Below are 16,030 nucleotides of genomic sequence, written 5' to 3' on the forward strand. Positions count from 1 at the left end.
CTTGAGGCCGTCTGAAAATAATAACAACGGAAAACAATAATAATGGCACATTACGCAATCGGAGACATTCAAGGCTGTTTTGACGAGCTGACTTTGTTGCTTGCCAAAATCGGCTTTAATCATGGTACGGACACCCTTTGGCTGGTCGGCGATATTGTCAATCGCGGCCCGAAGTCCTTGGAAACCCTGGAATTTGCCAAAGAGCATGACAGCAGTGTGCAAATGGTTTTGGGCAATCATGATTTACATCTTTTGGCAGTCGGTTGCGGTGAAGGAACGCTTAAGCGCAGCGATACGGTTGAGCCGATTTTGACCCATCCCGATAGTCATGCCATGCTTGACTGGCTGCGTCATCAACCGCTTTTGGTACGCGGCGACAGGCATGTGATGGTGCATGCTGGTATTTTGCCGCAATGGTCGGTTGATAAAGCCGAAAGTCTTGCCAGAGAAGCTGAGGATGAATTGCAAGGTAAAAAGTACAGGAAATTTTTTGGCAAAATGTACGGCAACAAGCCGACCGAGTGGACGGACGATTTGACAGGCTATGAGCGCCTACGCATGATTATCAACGTCTTTACCCGTATGCGTGCGCTGACGTACAAAGGCGAATTGGATTACGAATATAAATCCACTCTGAAAAAAATGCCGCTTTACCTGCGCCCTTGGTTTAAAGCGCCTGATAGGCAGAATTTGGATTATATTACCGTTTTCGGACATTGGTCGTCATTGGGCTACGTTAATACCGATCAGGTTATCGCTTTGGACACCGGCGCGTTGTGGGGTGGAGAGCTGACAGCGGTCAATTTGGATACCAATGAAGTGATACAGGTACCGTCCTTGGGCGGATTGGATTGGAAAACGGCATTGAAATAGTTTGAATAAGATAAAAGGCCGTCTGAAATGTTTCAGACGGCCTTTTATATTGGTTAATCCAAAGAAGGCAGGAGTTTGTCCGGATTCATAATGCCATAAGGGTCAAGCTGATTTTTGATGGCATGCATCAGAACGAGTTCAGCCTGCGTACGCACTCGGGGCAGCCAATGTTTTTTAATAATGCCTACGCCGTGTTCGGCAGCAATCGTGCCGTGGCAGGCAAGGATGTTTTCATAAACAATGGTATTGACGGCGTCTTCGTATTGGTAGGCTTCGTTGCTCAATACGTTGGGCAGGAATGTATTATAATGTAGGCTGCCGTCGCCTAAATGTCCGAAGCAGACAATTTGTATGCCGGGAAAACGGGTTTCCAGGTCAGGGGCGCATTGGCGGATAAAGGCGGCCACTTGGGCGATAGGGACGGCGATGTCGTGTTTGATGCTGGTACCGAGTTTGCGTTGGGAGGCGGAAATATTTTCACGCAAGGTCCATAAGTCGGAGCGCTCTTGCTCGGATTGCGCCAAGATACTGTTTTCCCATCCGTTTTGATAGAGAAATTCGGCAAGCTTTTCATCCAGTCCGGCATCAGGAACGGAATCTGCGAGTTCAATTAAAATATGCCATTCCGCATCGGCAGGCTTTTTGAGTTGGCTGAATTCCGAAGATAAATCGAGGGCAAAGCGGCTGATCAGCTCGAAGCTGGTCAAGCGCTCGGCAAAATGGCCTTGTACCGCAGTCAAAAGCGAGACGGCGGATTCAATATCGTCTAAACTTACCCATGCTGTCGCTTTGGTTTTGGGCTGGGCAAAGAGTTTGAGTGTGGCGGCGGTAATAATGCCCAATGTTCCTTCGCTGCCGATAAAAAGATGGCGCAAATCGTAGCCGGTCGTGTTTTTGTGCAGGGGCTGAAGGTGGGAAACCAGTTCGCCGTTTGGTAAAACGACTTCCAAACCCAATACCAAATCACGCATGCTGCCGTAGCGCAAGACATTCAAACCGCCGGCATTACAGGCGATATTGCCGCCGATTTGGCAAGAGCCTTCGCTGGCAAGGCTGAGCGGAAACAGTCGTCCGGCTTCGGCTGCCGCCTTTTGAGCATTTTGCAAAATCACGCCAGCTTCAACCGTCATGCTGTTGTCGGCAAGGTTGATATCGCGGATGCGGTTTAGCTTGGAGAGGTTGAGCAGTACGCCCTCGGTGGTTACCGTTGCGCCGCATAATCCGGTATTGCCACCTTGCGGGGTGACACGGATGCGGTTTTCAAAACAGAAACGCATGATTTTCTGCACGCTTTCGACAGAGTTCGGCTGTAAGACAATATCCGGAGAAGAAGTAAAACGGCAGCGTTGGTCGTTTAACAAGGCCGGAGTGGCTTCGATGATTTCAGAGGCAGAAAGAAACGTTGCAAAACGGTCGTGAAGGTGCATGGCAGTCAGGCGGAAAAGTCGGGAAGGGGAGTGTGAGGAATGTAAAAAAGCAGGATACGCAATGGTATCCTGCTTTTCTTATATTCAAAAGAATATTATTTAGCAGCTTCAGAAGCAGCGGCTTCAGTAGCAGATGCAGCAGCTTCAGTAGCAGAAGCAGCAGCTTCAGTAGCTTCGGTAGCAGCAGAAGCGGCAGCTTCAGTAGCAGATGCAGCAGCTTCAGTAGCAGATGCAGCGGCTTCGGAAGCAGCAGAAGCGGCAGAAGCAGCAGTTTCAGCAGCTTTATCAGCACCGCCACAAGCGGCCAAAGCTAAAGACAACAAAGCAGCAGCGAACAGAGATTTTTTCATTTTTAAGAACCTTTTTTAAATCGATTTAAACTAAAAATAGCCGTCAGACGGCCTATACAGTAGAAATTCATTGCTGAATTTTTCAATATTATGCCCCACGGGATAGGTCAATGCAACGTTGCGTAACCGTTTGCCGGCTAAAATCAATACGAAAATAGTGAAAATAATGTAAATCATATTGGCGCGCGAAAAATCATCTAAAAATATTCATTATTAATGAAGATTTTAAAAATACATTGTATTCAATGAGTTGTGTATTTTTATTTGTTATTGGTTTTAAGGGTTTGGAATGTTTTTGCTTTGAGGAAGTTTTTTGTAATCTAATCACTTTGTGTTGTGAAAAAGCAACTTTTGCGTATTGAAATCATTTGATTTTGCTTTTTTATATAGGCTTTTATCTTTTTGTTGTATTTGCACAAGGTATTTATTAAAGCAAGCCGATTGTTTGGTTGCGACTATGATAGAATAACCGTAGCGCAACTTTTAAATATTGATTAAGGACGGCATGATGTCTATTGTTAAAAATTCCGTAGTTTCCCTGCATTATGAAATGTACGATGCCAACAACCAACTGTTGGACAAAACCGAAGAGCCGATTGCTTACCTGCATGGCGGTTATGACGGTATTTTCCCTTTGGTGGAAGAAGCGTTGCACGGCAAAAATGTAGGCGATACCGTTGAAGTGGCTTTGTCGCCCGATGATGCTTTCGGCGAGCAAGATCCTGAGCTGGTGCGCATTGAAGATGTCAGCGTGTTCCCTGTTGAAGTTGAAGTCGGCATGATGTTTGAAGCCGATGATCCGGAAACCGGCGATGTATTGATTTATCGTGTAACCGATGTTGCCGACGGTAAAGCCGTAGTGGACGGCAACCATCCTTTGGCCGGTATGAAAGTATTGTTCAAAGCGACCGTTGAAGGTGTGCGCGATGCGACTGAGGAAGAAATTGCCCACGGTCACGTACATGGCCCGCACGGTCATCACCACCACTAATCAGGCTTGAAACATGATAAAGGCCGTCTGAAAAGGAATGAAACCTTCCTTTTCAGACGGCCTTTGAGTTTTTACAAGACAGATAAATAGGAAATTTTGGCTCAGGTCAAATCAAGCGGGGAAATATGGATTTTGTTAGAGACTACAATGAATTACATGTAACGGTGCGACAAAATCTGTATTAAGATTCAGATGTTGGTAAAACAGGCAGAATGCAATGAGTGAAACATTGGAGCAGCAGGCTGTAGAGGCCGGTATTGATTTAGGCTACCACGACATCAACGGTACATATCATGCGACCAAACCTGAAGTTTTGGAATCGATCGTTGCTGTTTTGGACAAAAGCAAACCGGATTCAGACGGCCTTTATCTGAATACGATGGTTGCGCATGAAAACGGCGAAGAATCTTTACAGATGCCGTCTGAATTTCATGGTGCGGAAGTGGTCGTATTGAGTGATGAGGCGGATGAGTGCCAGAACTTGACTTTATATCCGGGCGACAACGATACGCTTTGGATTAAGCTGCCCCAACTGGCTTGCGGTTATTACACTTTGTCGGTCGAGACCGGCGGCAAATGTCGCCTTGTACGCCTGATTGTCGCGCCTGAATCGGTTTACCAACCCAAACTGCTTGCCAATGGCGGTCGGATGAATGGTCTGACCATGCATTTGTATAGCCTGCGTTCCGAGCGCAACTGGGGCATAGGCGACTTTACCGATTTGCTGAATCTGATGAAATATGCGGCGGAGAAAAAGCTGGATTTTGTCGGTATCAACCCTTTACACGCCTTGTTTACCAGCAAGCCTGCCTTTGCCAGCCCGTATAGCCCTTCTTCGCGCGAATGGCTTAATCCGATTTATTTGGATATCGAGAAAGTCGGCGCGTTTACTTATAACGAGCAACTGAAAAACTGGCTGGCTCAACCGAAAATCCGTCAGCGCATTGCCGCTTTACGTATTACGGAAACGGTGACTTATACAGCGGTTTGGGCATGCAAGCGTGATGCGTTGCACATGGCGTTTAACGCGTTTGAACAAGATACTTGCGAAGCTGCGGCAAATGAACGGGCTGCATTTGAAGCATTTGTATTAGAAAAAGGCAAGGCTTTGCAGGGCTTCGGTTTGTTTGAGGCTTTGGACCAGTATTACAGCCGTCCCGGACAAGTGGGTTGGCAGTCATGGCCGTCTGAATTTCATCAGCCTGATGGCGAAGCGGTAGAAAAATTCGCGCGCAGCCATGAGCGGGAAATCCGTTTTTATATGTGGTTGCAATGGCTTTGCGCGGAGCAGTTACACGAAGTCAACCAAGCCGCTGCCGAATACGGTGTCAAACTCGGCATTTACGGCGATTTGGCAGTCGGCGTGGCGCGCGGCAGCGCGGATACTTGGTTGAACCGCCAAGATTATTGTATGGACTTGTCAGTCGGCGCGCCGCCCGATCCTTTGGGGCCGACAGGGCAGAATTGGGATTTGCCGCCGCTTAATCCGTCGATGTTGAAGCATACGGGCTATGAGAAGTTTGCCCATTTGTTGCGCGAAAACATGCGCCTGTATGGCGTGTTGCGGATTGACCATGTGATGGCATTGTGTCGTTTGTGGTGGGTGTTAAACGGTAAAACAGCAGATTTCGGCGCGTATGTGCATTACGATGCCGAAGTGATGTTTGCTATTTTGGTATTGGAAAGCCGGCGCAACCGTTGCGTCATTATCGGCGAGGATTTGGGTACGGTACCTGACGAAGCCCGCCATCTGCTCAACCGCTATCAGGTGTTCTCGTACAAAGTAATGTATTTCAGCAAGGGCTGGAACGGTTTCCAATTACCTGAAGAATACCCCGAGCAGGCGATTACGGTCATCAGCACCCACGATGTCGCGCCCTTGGCAGGTTATTGGATAGGCAAAGATTTGGATACGATGTTCAGACTCGGTACTTTGCCTGATGCAACCGCTTTTCAGACGGCCTTGGATGAACGCGAACACGATAAAGCCGATTTGCTGGATAAATTGAAAGATACCGGCTGTCTGGGTGCAGACGTACAAATGCCGGCAAAAGCCGATGAAACCTTGCTGGCGGCTTTGCACAAATACGGCGCATTGAGCCGCAGCAAACTTTACGCCGTACAACTGGAAAACCTGCTGGGCGTTATCGACAATCTGAATGTCCCGGGTGTAACCGAAGGCTATCCGAACTGGGCGCAAAAAATGCCGGTTTCTTTGGAAGATTTCCTACAACACCGCCTCATGGGCGGCCAACTTGCCATTATTGACGAGGTACGCATGAAAACAAACAGCCAAATCAAGACTTATCATGAACTTGACCAAATCGAGCGCGATACGGTCGAAAGCCTGTTTCTTGCCACCCATAGCGATGTGTTCGCTTATCTGGGACGACACCGCCTTGCAGAGGGTGATGAAGTAGTACGCGTTTTGATTCCAGGCGCAGTAAGCGTGGATATCGTGAACCGCCGCAGCGGCGAACTCATCGTGCCGTCTGAAAAAATTGATGAACGCGGTTTCTTTGTGGCCGTCTTGCCCGATGATGCGTCCGATTACGCTTTGCGTATCCGTTACACCGAAGACACCGAGCCAGTGATTGAAGAAGACCCTTATCATTTCGGCTCTGCGTTGCAAGACATGGATTCCTGGCTGTTGGCCGAAGGCAAACACCTGCGTCCTTATGAGACTTTAGGCGCGCATTTTGCCGAGTTGGACGGCGTGAAAGGCGTATGTTTTGCCGTATGGGCGCCAAATGCGCAACGCGTTTCCGTTATCGGCGAGTTCAACAACTGGGACGGCCGCCGCCATGTGATGCGTTTCCACCGCGACAACGGCATTTGGGACATCTTCATTCCTGCCGTCAAACTCAATGCCCTCTACAAATTTGAAATCCGCGATGCCAACGGTAATGTACGTGAAAAAGCCGACCCGTATGCTTTCGGTGCGGAACTGCGCCCGACCACGGCATCTATCGTGCGCGGTTTGCCTGACGAAGTGGAAGAACCGGCTTTCCGCGCCCGTGCCAACGCCATTGATGCGCCGATCAGCATTTATGAAGTGCATTTGGGTTCGTGGAAACGCAATCCGGAAAACAACTTCTGGCTGACTTACGAAGAGCTGGCCAAAGAATTGGTGGCATACGTCAAAGACATGGGCTTTACCCATATCGAGTTTCTGCCTGTTTCCGAATATCCGTTTGACGGCTCATGGGGCTATCAGGCAACCGGTTTGTATGCGCCAACCAGTCGTTTCGGTTCGCCGGAAGAATTGCGCGCATTGATTAAAGCCGCGCACAACGAGGGCATCAGTGTTATCCTCGACTGGGTGGTCGGCCATTTCCCAACCGATGATCACGGCCTGGCCAAGTTTGACGGCACCGCGCTGTACGAACACGCCGACCCGCGCGAAGGCTACCATCAAGACTGGAACACCCTGATTTACAACTTCGGCAGAAACGAAGTGAAAAACTTCCTGCAAGGCAACGCCCTGTATTGGATAGAACGTTTCGGCTTCGACGGTATCCGTGTTGACGCGGTTGCTTCCATGATTTACCGCAACTACTCGCGCAAAGACGGCGAGTGGATTCCGAACCAATACGGCGGCCATGAAAATCTTGAAGCCATCGCTTTCCTGCGCGATACCAACACCATGTTGAAAGAAGAAGTTCCGGCTGCGACCGAAATTGCCGAAGAATCCACTTCATTCGCCAATGTGACCCGTCAAGAAGGTTTGAACTTTAGCTTCAAATGGAATATGGGCTGGATGAACGATACTTTGCGTTACATGATGGAAGACCCCATCAACCGCAAATATCACCACAACAAAATGACCTTCGGCATGATGTACCAGTACAGCGAAAACTTCGTCCTGCCACTTTCACACGATGAAGTCGTACACGGCAAACGCTCGCTGCTCGGACGTATGCCCGGCGACTGCTGGCAGCAATTTGCCAACCTGCGCGCCTACTACGGCTTTATGTACGGTTTCCCTGGCAAAAAACTCTTGTTTATGGGCAGCGAGTTTGCACAAGGCCGCGAGTGGAACTACAACGAAGGACTGGATTGGTTCCTGCTGGAGCAAGAGGGCGGCTGGCACAAAGGCGTACAAGACTTCGTGCGCGAATTGAACCATGTCTATAAAGGCACCGCGCCGCTTTACCAATTGGACCAATGGCCGGAAGGCTTCGAATGGCTGGTCGCCGACGACGGCAACAATTCCGTTTTCGTCTTCGAACGCCGCGACCGCGAAGGCAACCGCGTTATCGTCATCAGCAACTTCACGCCTGTGGTGCGCGAAGGCTATCGTTTTGGCGTGAATTCTGCCGGCGAATACCGCGAAATCCTCAATTCAGACGACCTGCATTACAAAGGCAGCGGCGTTTCTGCCGGCGCAACGGTGGAGACAGAAGAAGTTTGGTCGCATGGCAAACCAAATTCCTTGTCTGTTACCGTGCCGCCGTTGGCAACCGTTTACCTGTATCAGGCGGCAGTCAAAGACGAAGCGTAAATCAACTTTGAGGGTGGGCATCATGCCTGCCCAATCAGCTGAAAATTAAAAGATAGTGACATCAATATGACTCAAGGCCGTCTGAAAGATTTTCAGACGGCCTTATATTGGACACGAAACCAAATACATACCAAGGAATCATTCTATGTCTGCCAAATCATGGCATATCGAGGAAGGCAAGCCTTATCCCATGGGCGCGACCCTGACAAGCAAGGGCGCGAATTTTACCTTGTTTTCCATCAATGCCGAAAAGGTCGAATTGTGTCTGTTTGATAAGGGTAAAGAAACCCGTTTGGAGATGCCTTCGCGGCGCGGTTCGGTATTTTACGGATTTGTGCCGGACGTTAAGGCAGGGCAGCGATACGGTTTCCGCGTGTATGGACGTGAAAACGCAGAATACGGCTCATGTTTTAATTCCAATAAATTGCTGATTGACCCGTATTCCAAAAAAATTGACGGTAAACCAAGCTACCGTACTGCCGAAGAAATGGCATGGTTCAGACCGGAAGATGAACGCGACAATGCCGCCGTTGCGCCGAAAAGCGTCGTGGTCGGACGCAGCCGATTCAATTGGGCCAAAGATTGCCGTCCGGAAATACCGTGGGGCAAAACCGTCATTTATGAAGCCCATGTCAAAGGGTTGACCAAGCAATTCCCCGATTTGAAGTACGCAGGCACTTATAAAGCCTTGTGCGATAAACGGGTTTTGGCCTATTTGCAAGAATTGGGGGTAACGACGGTCGAGCTGCTGCCGATTCATCATCATCTGGATGAATACCATCTTCAGCAGATGGGTTTGAGCAATTATTGGGGCTACAACACTTATTCCCATTTTGCCGTCGAACCGTCTTATGCCGACAATCCCGAACGTGCGGCGGCGGAATTTAAACAAGCGGTCAAAGCACTGCATCAGGCAGGTTTGGAAGTGATTTTGGATGTCGTGTACAACCACACGGCCGAGCAGGACGACAAAGGCCCGATGCTGTGTCAGCGCGGTATCGATAACACCTTATGGTATTGGCACACCCCTTACGGCAATTATGAAAACTGGTCGGGTTGCGGCAATACGCTCAATATTGTCCGGCGTGACGTTACCCGTTGGGCGGCAGACAGCCTGCGCTATTGGGCGGAAGAGTTTCATGTCGACGGCTTTCGTTTCGATTTGGGAACCGTATTGGGACGCGAGCCTGATTTCCAATCGTATGGCCGTTTTTTCCAAGTCTTGTATCAAGACCCGGTATTGGCCGGTTTGAAGCTGATTGTCGAAGCATGGGACATCGGCGAGGGCGGCTATCACTTGGGCAATTTCCCGCAACCTTTTGCCGAATGGAACGGCCGTTTCCGCGATGATATGCGAGCGTTTTGGTCATGGGAAAGCGGCAATTTGGGCGCATTTGCCGAACGTTTGGCCGGGTCGTCCGATATTTTCAACCACAGCGGCCGCCATCCGTCCGCCAGCATCAACTTCATCACTGCACACGACGGCTTCACTCTACGCGATTTGGTCAGCTACAACGAAAAACACAACGAAGCCAACGGCGAAAACAACCGCGACGGGCATAATGAAAACATCAGCTACAACCACGGCGTAGAAGGCGAAACCGATGATGAAGAGGTTTTGCTCAACCGCGAATACACTTCCAAAGCGCTGCTTGCCTCCTTATTTTTATCCAACGGTACGCCCATGCTTTTGGCCGGCGATGAGTTCGGCAACAGTCAGCACGGCAACAACAACAGCTACTGCCAAGATAATCCGATTACATGGTTGGATTGGCAAAATGAGTCCCATGTGTTGCAAGATTACACTCAAGAGCTGATACGCGTCCGCAGCCGAATCAAGCTGCTGACAGATGATTGCTGGTGGCAAAAAGAGCGTGTGCAATGGCTCAATTCCGATAGCAGCCCGATGACCGAATATTGTTGGCACAACAGGGGCAGTAAGGCGATTCAGGTTGTTTTGGACGATGAATGGCTGCTGTTGGTCAATGCCAAACGTAGTCGTCAGTTATTTAACCTGCCTCAAGGCAATTGGGAAATTTCTTGCGTACCATCTGAGAAATTTAATTACGAAGAATCAGGAAAATGTGTTGTTGAGCATATGGGGATTTGGATTTTACATAAAACAAATTAAATGAGAATTAAACTATTGATTGATTAACTCTTTGATATTTTGTCGATATTTGTTCATTTTTAGCTTGGTAGTATAAATTGAAAATGCCGATAAGATGATGAATGGTTTAATTGTTAATTGAATGTTTTATAAAGAAAAATATATCCTTTTTTTTGAATCTTTCCGCTATAATCTCCTTAGTTTGTAACAAATCTACGCACCATTCCTTTCAGACGGCCTGTTGCCGTTGTCAGGCCGTCTGAAAACCGAGTTTCGTTGTTTTTAATAAAACCATCAGGCGCGTTGTCCAGTGCCTCACGCTAGAGAAAGGCTTCCATGGCTAAGAAAAAACTCCCCATCTCCGGTTACGATTATGTAATGCCTAAACCGGACGCCGAAACCATCCGCAAGTCCATCGTTTACAAGCTGATTTTCATCTTGGGCGTAGATCCGAAGGAGGCAACTTCACACCAATGGCTCAACGCCGCCATGCTTGCCGCGCGTGACCTGATTGCGGAAGATTTCCTCAAAACACGCCGCGCCCACATCGATAACAGCAAACGCATGGTTTATTACCTGTCTATGGAATTCCTGCTTGGACGTTCGTTTGTCAACGCGCTGATTAACGAAGGCGTTTATGCCGAGTTTGAAGAAGCCTTCAAGCAACTGGGCAAAGAATTTGCCGATGTATGCGAACAAGAAGAAGATCCGGGTTTGGGTAATGGCGGTTTGGGCCGTCTGGCCGCCTGCTTCCTCGACTCTTTGGCAACCCTGCGCATTCCGGCCATGGGCTACGGTATCCGTTACCAATACGGTATGTTCAAACAAGAAATCGTGGATGGCCAACAAGTTGAAAAACCTGATTTGTGGCTCGACCAAGATTTGGCATGGCAATTTGCCCGTCCGAACAAACAATATTCCGTCCGTTTCGGCGGTCAAGTGTTGAACTTGGGCGACAAAAAAGAATGGCAGCCGAGCGAAGAAATTTCCGCTTGGGCATACGATGAAATCATTCCGGGCTATGGCGGTGAATGTGCCAACCCATTGCGTTTGTGGACCGCACACGCAGGCAACCTGTTTGACCTTGCCGACTTCAACCGAGGCGATTATGCCTCTGCCGTTCGCGCACAAAACAGCGACGAAAATATCTCACGCGTTCTGTATCCGAACGACTCCACCGATTCCGGCCGCGAATTGCGCCTGAAGCAAGAATACTTCTTGGTTTCCGCTTCCGTTCAAGACATCGTCGCCCGCCACAAATGCCGTTTCCCAAGCATCCGCACTTTGGCGGACGAAGTCGCCATCCATTTGAACGACACCCATCCGGTGCTCGCTATTCCAGAATTGATGCGCATCCTGATTGACGAAGAGGGCATCGCATGGACTGAAGCATGGAATATGTGCTGTAAGATTTTCTCTTACACCAACCACACATTGATGAGCGAAGCCTTGGAAACTTGGCAGGTTGACCTGATGGGCCGTCTGCTGCCGCGCCACTTGGACATCATCTTTGAGATCAACGCCTACTTCCTCAATGCCTTACGCGCCATCGGCAACTTCGACGATGACTTTGTCCGCCGCGTATCCATTATTGACGAAACCCACGGCCGTCGCGTCCGCATGGCATGGCTTGCCGTGATCGGTTCGCACAAAGTCAACGGCGTGGCCAAAATCCACTCCGATTTGATGACCACATCCATCTTCGCCGACTTTGCCAAAGTGTTCCCAGAACGCTTTACCAACGTAACCAACGGCGTAACCCCGCGCCGCTGGATCAACATCGCCAACCCGGGCCTGACCAAATTCTTGGACAAACATCTGGGCGACGAAGACTGGCGTCTGCATTTGGATAACTTGACCAAGCTCAACGACAAAGTGGACGATGCCTCCGTACAGGCAGAATTCGGCGAAGTGAAAAAAGCCGCCAAAGAGCGCCTTGCCAAATACATCGAAACCGAGCTGGGCATCAAGGTTAATACCGATGCACTTTTCGATATCCAAATCAAACGAATCCACGAGTACAAACGTCAAGCATTGAACGTGATGCATATCGTCGACCGCTACAACAAAATCCTGGAAAACCCAGATTTCGATTGGCAGCCACGCGTGTTCATCTTTGCCGGTAAAGCTGCATCCGCTTATTACATGGCGAAGAAAATTATCCGACTGATTAATGACGTCGCCAAAGTCATCAACAACGACACCCGTATCCGCGACCTGATTAAAGTTGTGTTCATCCCGAACTACAGCGTCAGCCTCGCCCAAATCATCATCCCAGCCGCTGATTTGCACGAACAAATCTCACTGGCGGGTACAGAAGCATCCGGTACCAGCAACATGAAATTCGCCCTTAACGGCGCGCTCTGCATGGGTACGCTGGACGGCGCGAACGTTGAGATTTTGGAAAAAGTCGGCGCGGACAACTGCTATATCTTCGGTAACACCGTAGAACAAGTCGAAGAAATCCGCCGCAACGGTTACGACCCGTTAAGCTATATCGAGCGAGACAGCGACCTGCGCCGCGTCGTCAACCAAATCAGCCAAGGCACTTTCTCTCCGGAAGAGCCAAACCGCTACAACGACGTGTTGCAACCATACGGTGACTTCTATCAACTGATGGCCGATTTCCGCAGCTACATCGACACGCAATACAAAGCGGACGAACACTACCGCAACGTATCCGCATGGCGCAAATCAGCCTTGATCAACATCGCCAACATGGGCTTCTTCTCATCCGACCGCTCCATCGCTGACTACTGCCGCGATATTTGGTACATCAAACCATTGAGCGAAAAAGAATTGCCTGGCAGAAATTAAGTGTTGAGCAGATAGCGAAAGCCGATACATCGGGAAGGTGTATCGGCTTTTTTTCAGACGGCATGAAATAGAAAGGATTAAAACAGTATGGTTGTATCGCTGTTTTAGGGTATTGCTAAATGACTCAATTTAAAATCGGTATTTAAAATTTAGTAGCCATTCATTTTGACGGTAGCGGTAATGTGCTGTATTGCTATGGGAGATTGAGCGTCTAAAACGAAATTCAGGATACACACCTTTAAGGTTCCACTGCGGAAAGCCTACAGCGGCTATCATGATGTATTGATTGTCGCGTCGCCGTCTGTTGTCGCTGACAAAACTTGCCGCGTCATAAAGACTGCGGCGGTGAAGCAGGATGGTATTGAGATAAGTACCGCTTGAAAAAAAACTATATGCGCCCAGCCGTGTCGTATATTCCTTGCTGGAAGAAGATTTTTCGGGATAAGCTTTGCGTGTTGCATCAAAGTTGGCGAACAGGCCGCTTTGGGGTGTGAGAGAAAATTCTGCCCCTACGCCCAGTTCGTATTGCTTATAGTTGGCAAAATAATCTTTGTTTTGTCCACTATATCCGGTCTTTTTTGCTCCGGCATGTGAGTTAATGCGCCAGCGTGGGGAGAGTGTGCGTGACCAGTTGACATCCGTGCCCCATGCGCGGTAGTGGGTGTGGCGGTTGCGGAAGTCGTATTCGAAATAGGGCAGCAGGGAAAAGGAGGAGCGTGCGTCGGCATAGGCGTATCCCGCGTAAAGCGAACCGTTGTGATAGCCGTAATCCGGCATGGCCGCCGAACTTTTGTCTTTTTCCGTGTAGCGGTTGCCGTACAGCACACCGCGCACCTGTACACCGTGATGCCCTTTGAGCGAGATGGTTTTTTCGGAGGCCGCGCTATAGGATGAGAAGGTCGAATCCGTTGGCGCAGGCAGGGTGCGCTCCATCAGGCACATGCCCGCGATTTCCCACACGCATTGGCTGATGCCGTTGCCTTGGTTTACATTGCTATTGTAGCCGTAGCCGAGGCTGATTTGGCCGTGCCAGCGGCGGCGTTTGCCCAGTTCGGATAGGTAGTTTTCCACGATGGGGCGGGTTTCAGCAGGAATATCTGTTTTCAGAACTTTTTCAAATGCGGCAGCGGACTCTTTGTTTTGGTTGTCTTCGGCATAAAACCGCCCCGCTTCGAGCAGCAGGCGTGGATTGTCGGGTTCGGCTTCCAAGGCCGTCTGAAAACTGTTCCCTGCCGCGCGGAAATCCCCTTCGTCCCGTTTTTGCAGCGCATCAGCCAAATGAATCAGCGCAGGTTTGTGCTGGGGCAGTTTGGCGTAGCGGGCAGCGAACTGGCGCACCTTGTGCCACTGCCGCGCGTTGAGGGCGTGGTAAATCGCGCTTTCCAGTTCTTCTGCCGTATCGCCGACTTGATAGACTGTACCGTCTATCATGATGTAGCCGTCGTTTTCCCCCACTTCCCCGCGTGCCTGTCCAGTGTCCAGCCAACCGCTTTCGCGGTATTGCTGCGTTTGGCGGCTGCCCTCGTCCAGCAGGCGGCGGCGTTCGTCTGCGGCCTCGTCGGACGGGGCGGCAAGACAGACTGTACAGAGCGGCAAGAAAAGCAGGCAGAAGTGGTGTTTCATGAGATAGTGTCCTTGGGGCGGAGAGGTCGTCTGAAAGAAGTAAAAACAGAAATTCCGCAAGGCAATGCAGGTTTGTACGGCACTTCGGAAACAGGTCAGCCGCAGTATATTTATGCCTACTGCGGCTGCGGTTAAAAAACGGCGGTTTTCCTGATTGCGGGAACGGACGGCCAAACGCCGAAAACACCGGCATTCCCTAATCGCGTAAGCGGACAAGGTTATTTTTTCGCGCCGCCGAAGGCTACGTCTTTATCCGCTCCCGTACGATCTACGATACCGGCCAAGGCTTCTGCACCGTTGCCGTAAAAACGGCCGGTAATATGTTCGTTTGCCTTGCCGTTGTCAAATGTGCCGTTGCTCCGAATATTGGTACCGGCGAAGTTTACACTGTCCCCGGCGCGGGAAATAGTGCCGGACAGTTCGTTTTTACCTGTTCCATAGTTGGCGGTCAGTATGCCGGTATAGAAATCATTTTTCCCTGGAGTATGCTTGTTAATACCTAATACATTGTATTTCGCATTGACCAGTTTCGGCATATTAGCTGTCGGATTCTCTCCCACGAACCAAACCGTGCGATTGCCGTCGTTCATATTCAAATCTGTGCTGTTGGCGATTTGATTACTATTTCCCCTGCGCGGTGCCCATTCTCCGAAGAAGACGTTGGTTGCCGCAGTTGGCACTTTGGCAAAGGTCATGCCGCCGAATTTCGGCGCAATCGGTAATTTGGGGTCGGCCATTTGGCGTACGCTGAACACTTCGGTGTTGTTGGCGCGTTTTTCATACCACACTTGGGCGAGCTTAGTTTTTGAGAACCAGCCTGCAATGGGGTTGATGTCGCCGGGTTGCAGATATTTCGGATTGGCCGTGCCATTTGCATTGGCGTTCTGATTACCGCCGTTGATGGGAGAATTCCCGTATTTATTACGGATGCGCTGCGCGGGACCGGCTTGGAGGTTGATAGAATTGGATAAGCCATTGCCTGTACTGACTTTGATGCCGGCAGCACCCGAACCAAAGGGCAGGGAATCGGATGTTTTGGGTTCGATTAAGTTCAGTTTGCTTGAACCACCTTCCACATTAACTGCATAAGCAGAGCTGAAGGTTGCAGTCAAAAGGACAGCGAGGGCTAATTGTGATGCTTTCATGATTTTTCTTTCAAAGAAAAGATATGGTGGATACCGCTGTTTTGTCTCGAGCGGCAAGGTGTATCGGGTGTTACCGATAGGGCGCATATTAATATAAATAAAAATATAAATCTAATTAAAACTCATTATTAAATGTAAAGTGCGGATTGCATTTGTCAATATTTTATTTTTAATATCATTGCATTATCAT

At 49.6% G+C, this 16,030-nt stretch carries 9 protein-coding genes; 5 read left to right on the top strand and 4 right to left on the bottom strand.

Going from position 1 to position 16,030, the window contains the following annotated elements:
• Window positions 1–42: 42 nt before the first annotated feature.
• A complete protein-coding gene (locus ACTHR2_RS01250; RefSeq protein ID WP_263341387.1) occupies window positions 43–873 on the top strand; it encodes a symmetrical bis(5'-nucleosyl)-tetraphosphatase in 831 nt (276 codons plus the stop codon).
• 53 nt (window positions 874–926) lie between these two features.
• Here the strand turns inward: ACTHR2_RS01250 and ACTHR2_RS01255 are convergent, their stop codons facing one another.
• On the bottom strand, window positions 927–2,300 hold the full coding sequence (locus ACTHR2_RS01255) for an FAD-binding oxidoreductase (RefSeq protein WP_440375249.1): 1,374 nt from the start codon (window positions 2,298–2,300) through the stop codon (window positions 927–929).
• A gap of 95 nt (window positions 2,301–2,395) precedes the next feature.
• On the bottom strand, window positions 2,396–2,650 hold the full coding sequence (locus ACTHR2_RS01260; protein WP_440375250.1) for a hypothetical protein: 255 nt from the start codon (window positions 2,648–2,650) through the stop codon (window positions 2,396–2,398).
• Window positions 2,651–3,158: 508 nt separating this feature from the next.
• Here ACTHR2_RS01260 and ACTHR2_RS01265 point away from each other — a divergent pair.
• The 4 genes from ACTHR2_RS01265 to ACTHR2_RS01280 all read left to right on the top strand — a co-directional run bounded on the left by ACTHR2_RS01265 (window position 3,159) and on the right by ACTHR2_RS01280 (window position 13,072).
• The gene (locus ACTHR2_RS01265; protein WP_003683125.1) at window positions 3,159–3,641 is read left to right on the top strand and encodes an FKBP-type peptidyl-prolyl cis-trans isomerase; all 483 of its coding nucleotides are present in this window, start codon (window positions 3,159–3,161) and stop codon (window positions 3,639–3,641) included.
• 217 nt (window positions 3,642–3,858) lie between these two features.
• A complete protein-coding gene (gene glgB, locus ACTHR2_RS01270) occupies window positions 3,859–8,145 on the top strand; it encodes a 1,4-alpha-glucan branching protein GlgB (protein ID WP_440375251.1) in 4,287 nt (1,428 codons plus the stop codon).
• 145 nt (window positions 8,146–8,290) lie between these two features.
• Window positions 8,291–10,276 carry a glycogen debranching protein GlgX gene (glgX, locus tag ACTHR2_RS01275; protein ID WP_440375252.1) on the top strand — a complete coding sequence of 662 codons (1,986 nt, stop codon included), beginning with the start codon at window positions 8,291–8,293 and terminating at the stop codon, window positions 10,274–10,276.
• Window positions 10,277–10,591: 315 nt separating this feature from the next.
• Complete coding sequence (locus ACTHR2_RS01280) at window positions 10,592–13,072, top strand: glycogen/starch/alpha-glucan phosphorylase (protein WP_263341401.1); 2,481 nt, start codon at window positions 10,592–10,594, stop codon at window positions 13,070–13,072.
• A gap of 129 nt (window positions 13,073–13,201) precedes the next feature.
• On the opposite strand, the gene ACTHR2_RS01285 is transcribed toward ACTHR2_RS01280, so the two are convergent.
• Together ACTHR2_RS01285 and ACTHR2_RS01290 are read right to left on the bottom strand one after the other, a co-directional pair.
• Window positions 13,202–14,695, bottom strand: a complete 1,494-nt coding sequence (locus ACTHR2_RS01285; protein WP_263341403.1) for a surface lipoprotein assembly modifier — start codon at window positions 14,693–14,695, stop codon at window positions 13,202–13,204.
• Window positions 14,696–14,913: 218 nt separating this feature from the next.
• A complete protein-coding gene (locus ACTHR2_RS01290; protein ID WP_263341405.1) occupies window positions 14,914–15,840 on the bottom strand; it encodes a Slam-dependent surface lipoprotein in 927 nt (308 codons plus the stop codon).
• Window positions 15,841–16,030 lie beyond the last annotated feature (190 nt).

The organism is Neisseria sp. P0006.S004 (assembly GCF_051963015.1).
In the GTDB taxonomy this organism is placed as follows: Bacteria; Pseudomonadota; Gammaproteobacteria; order Burkholderiales; family Neisseriaceae; genus Neisseria.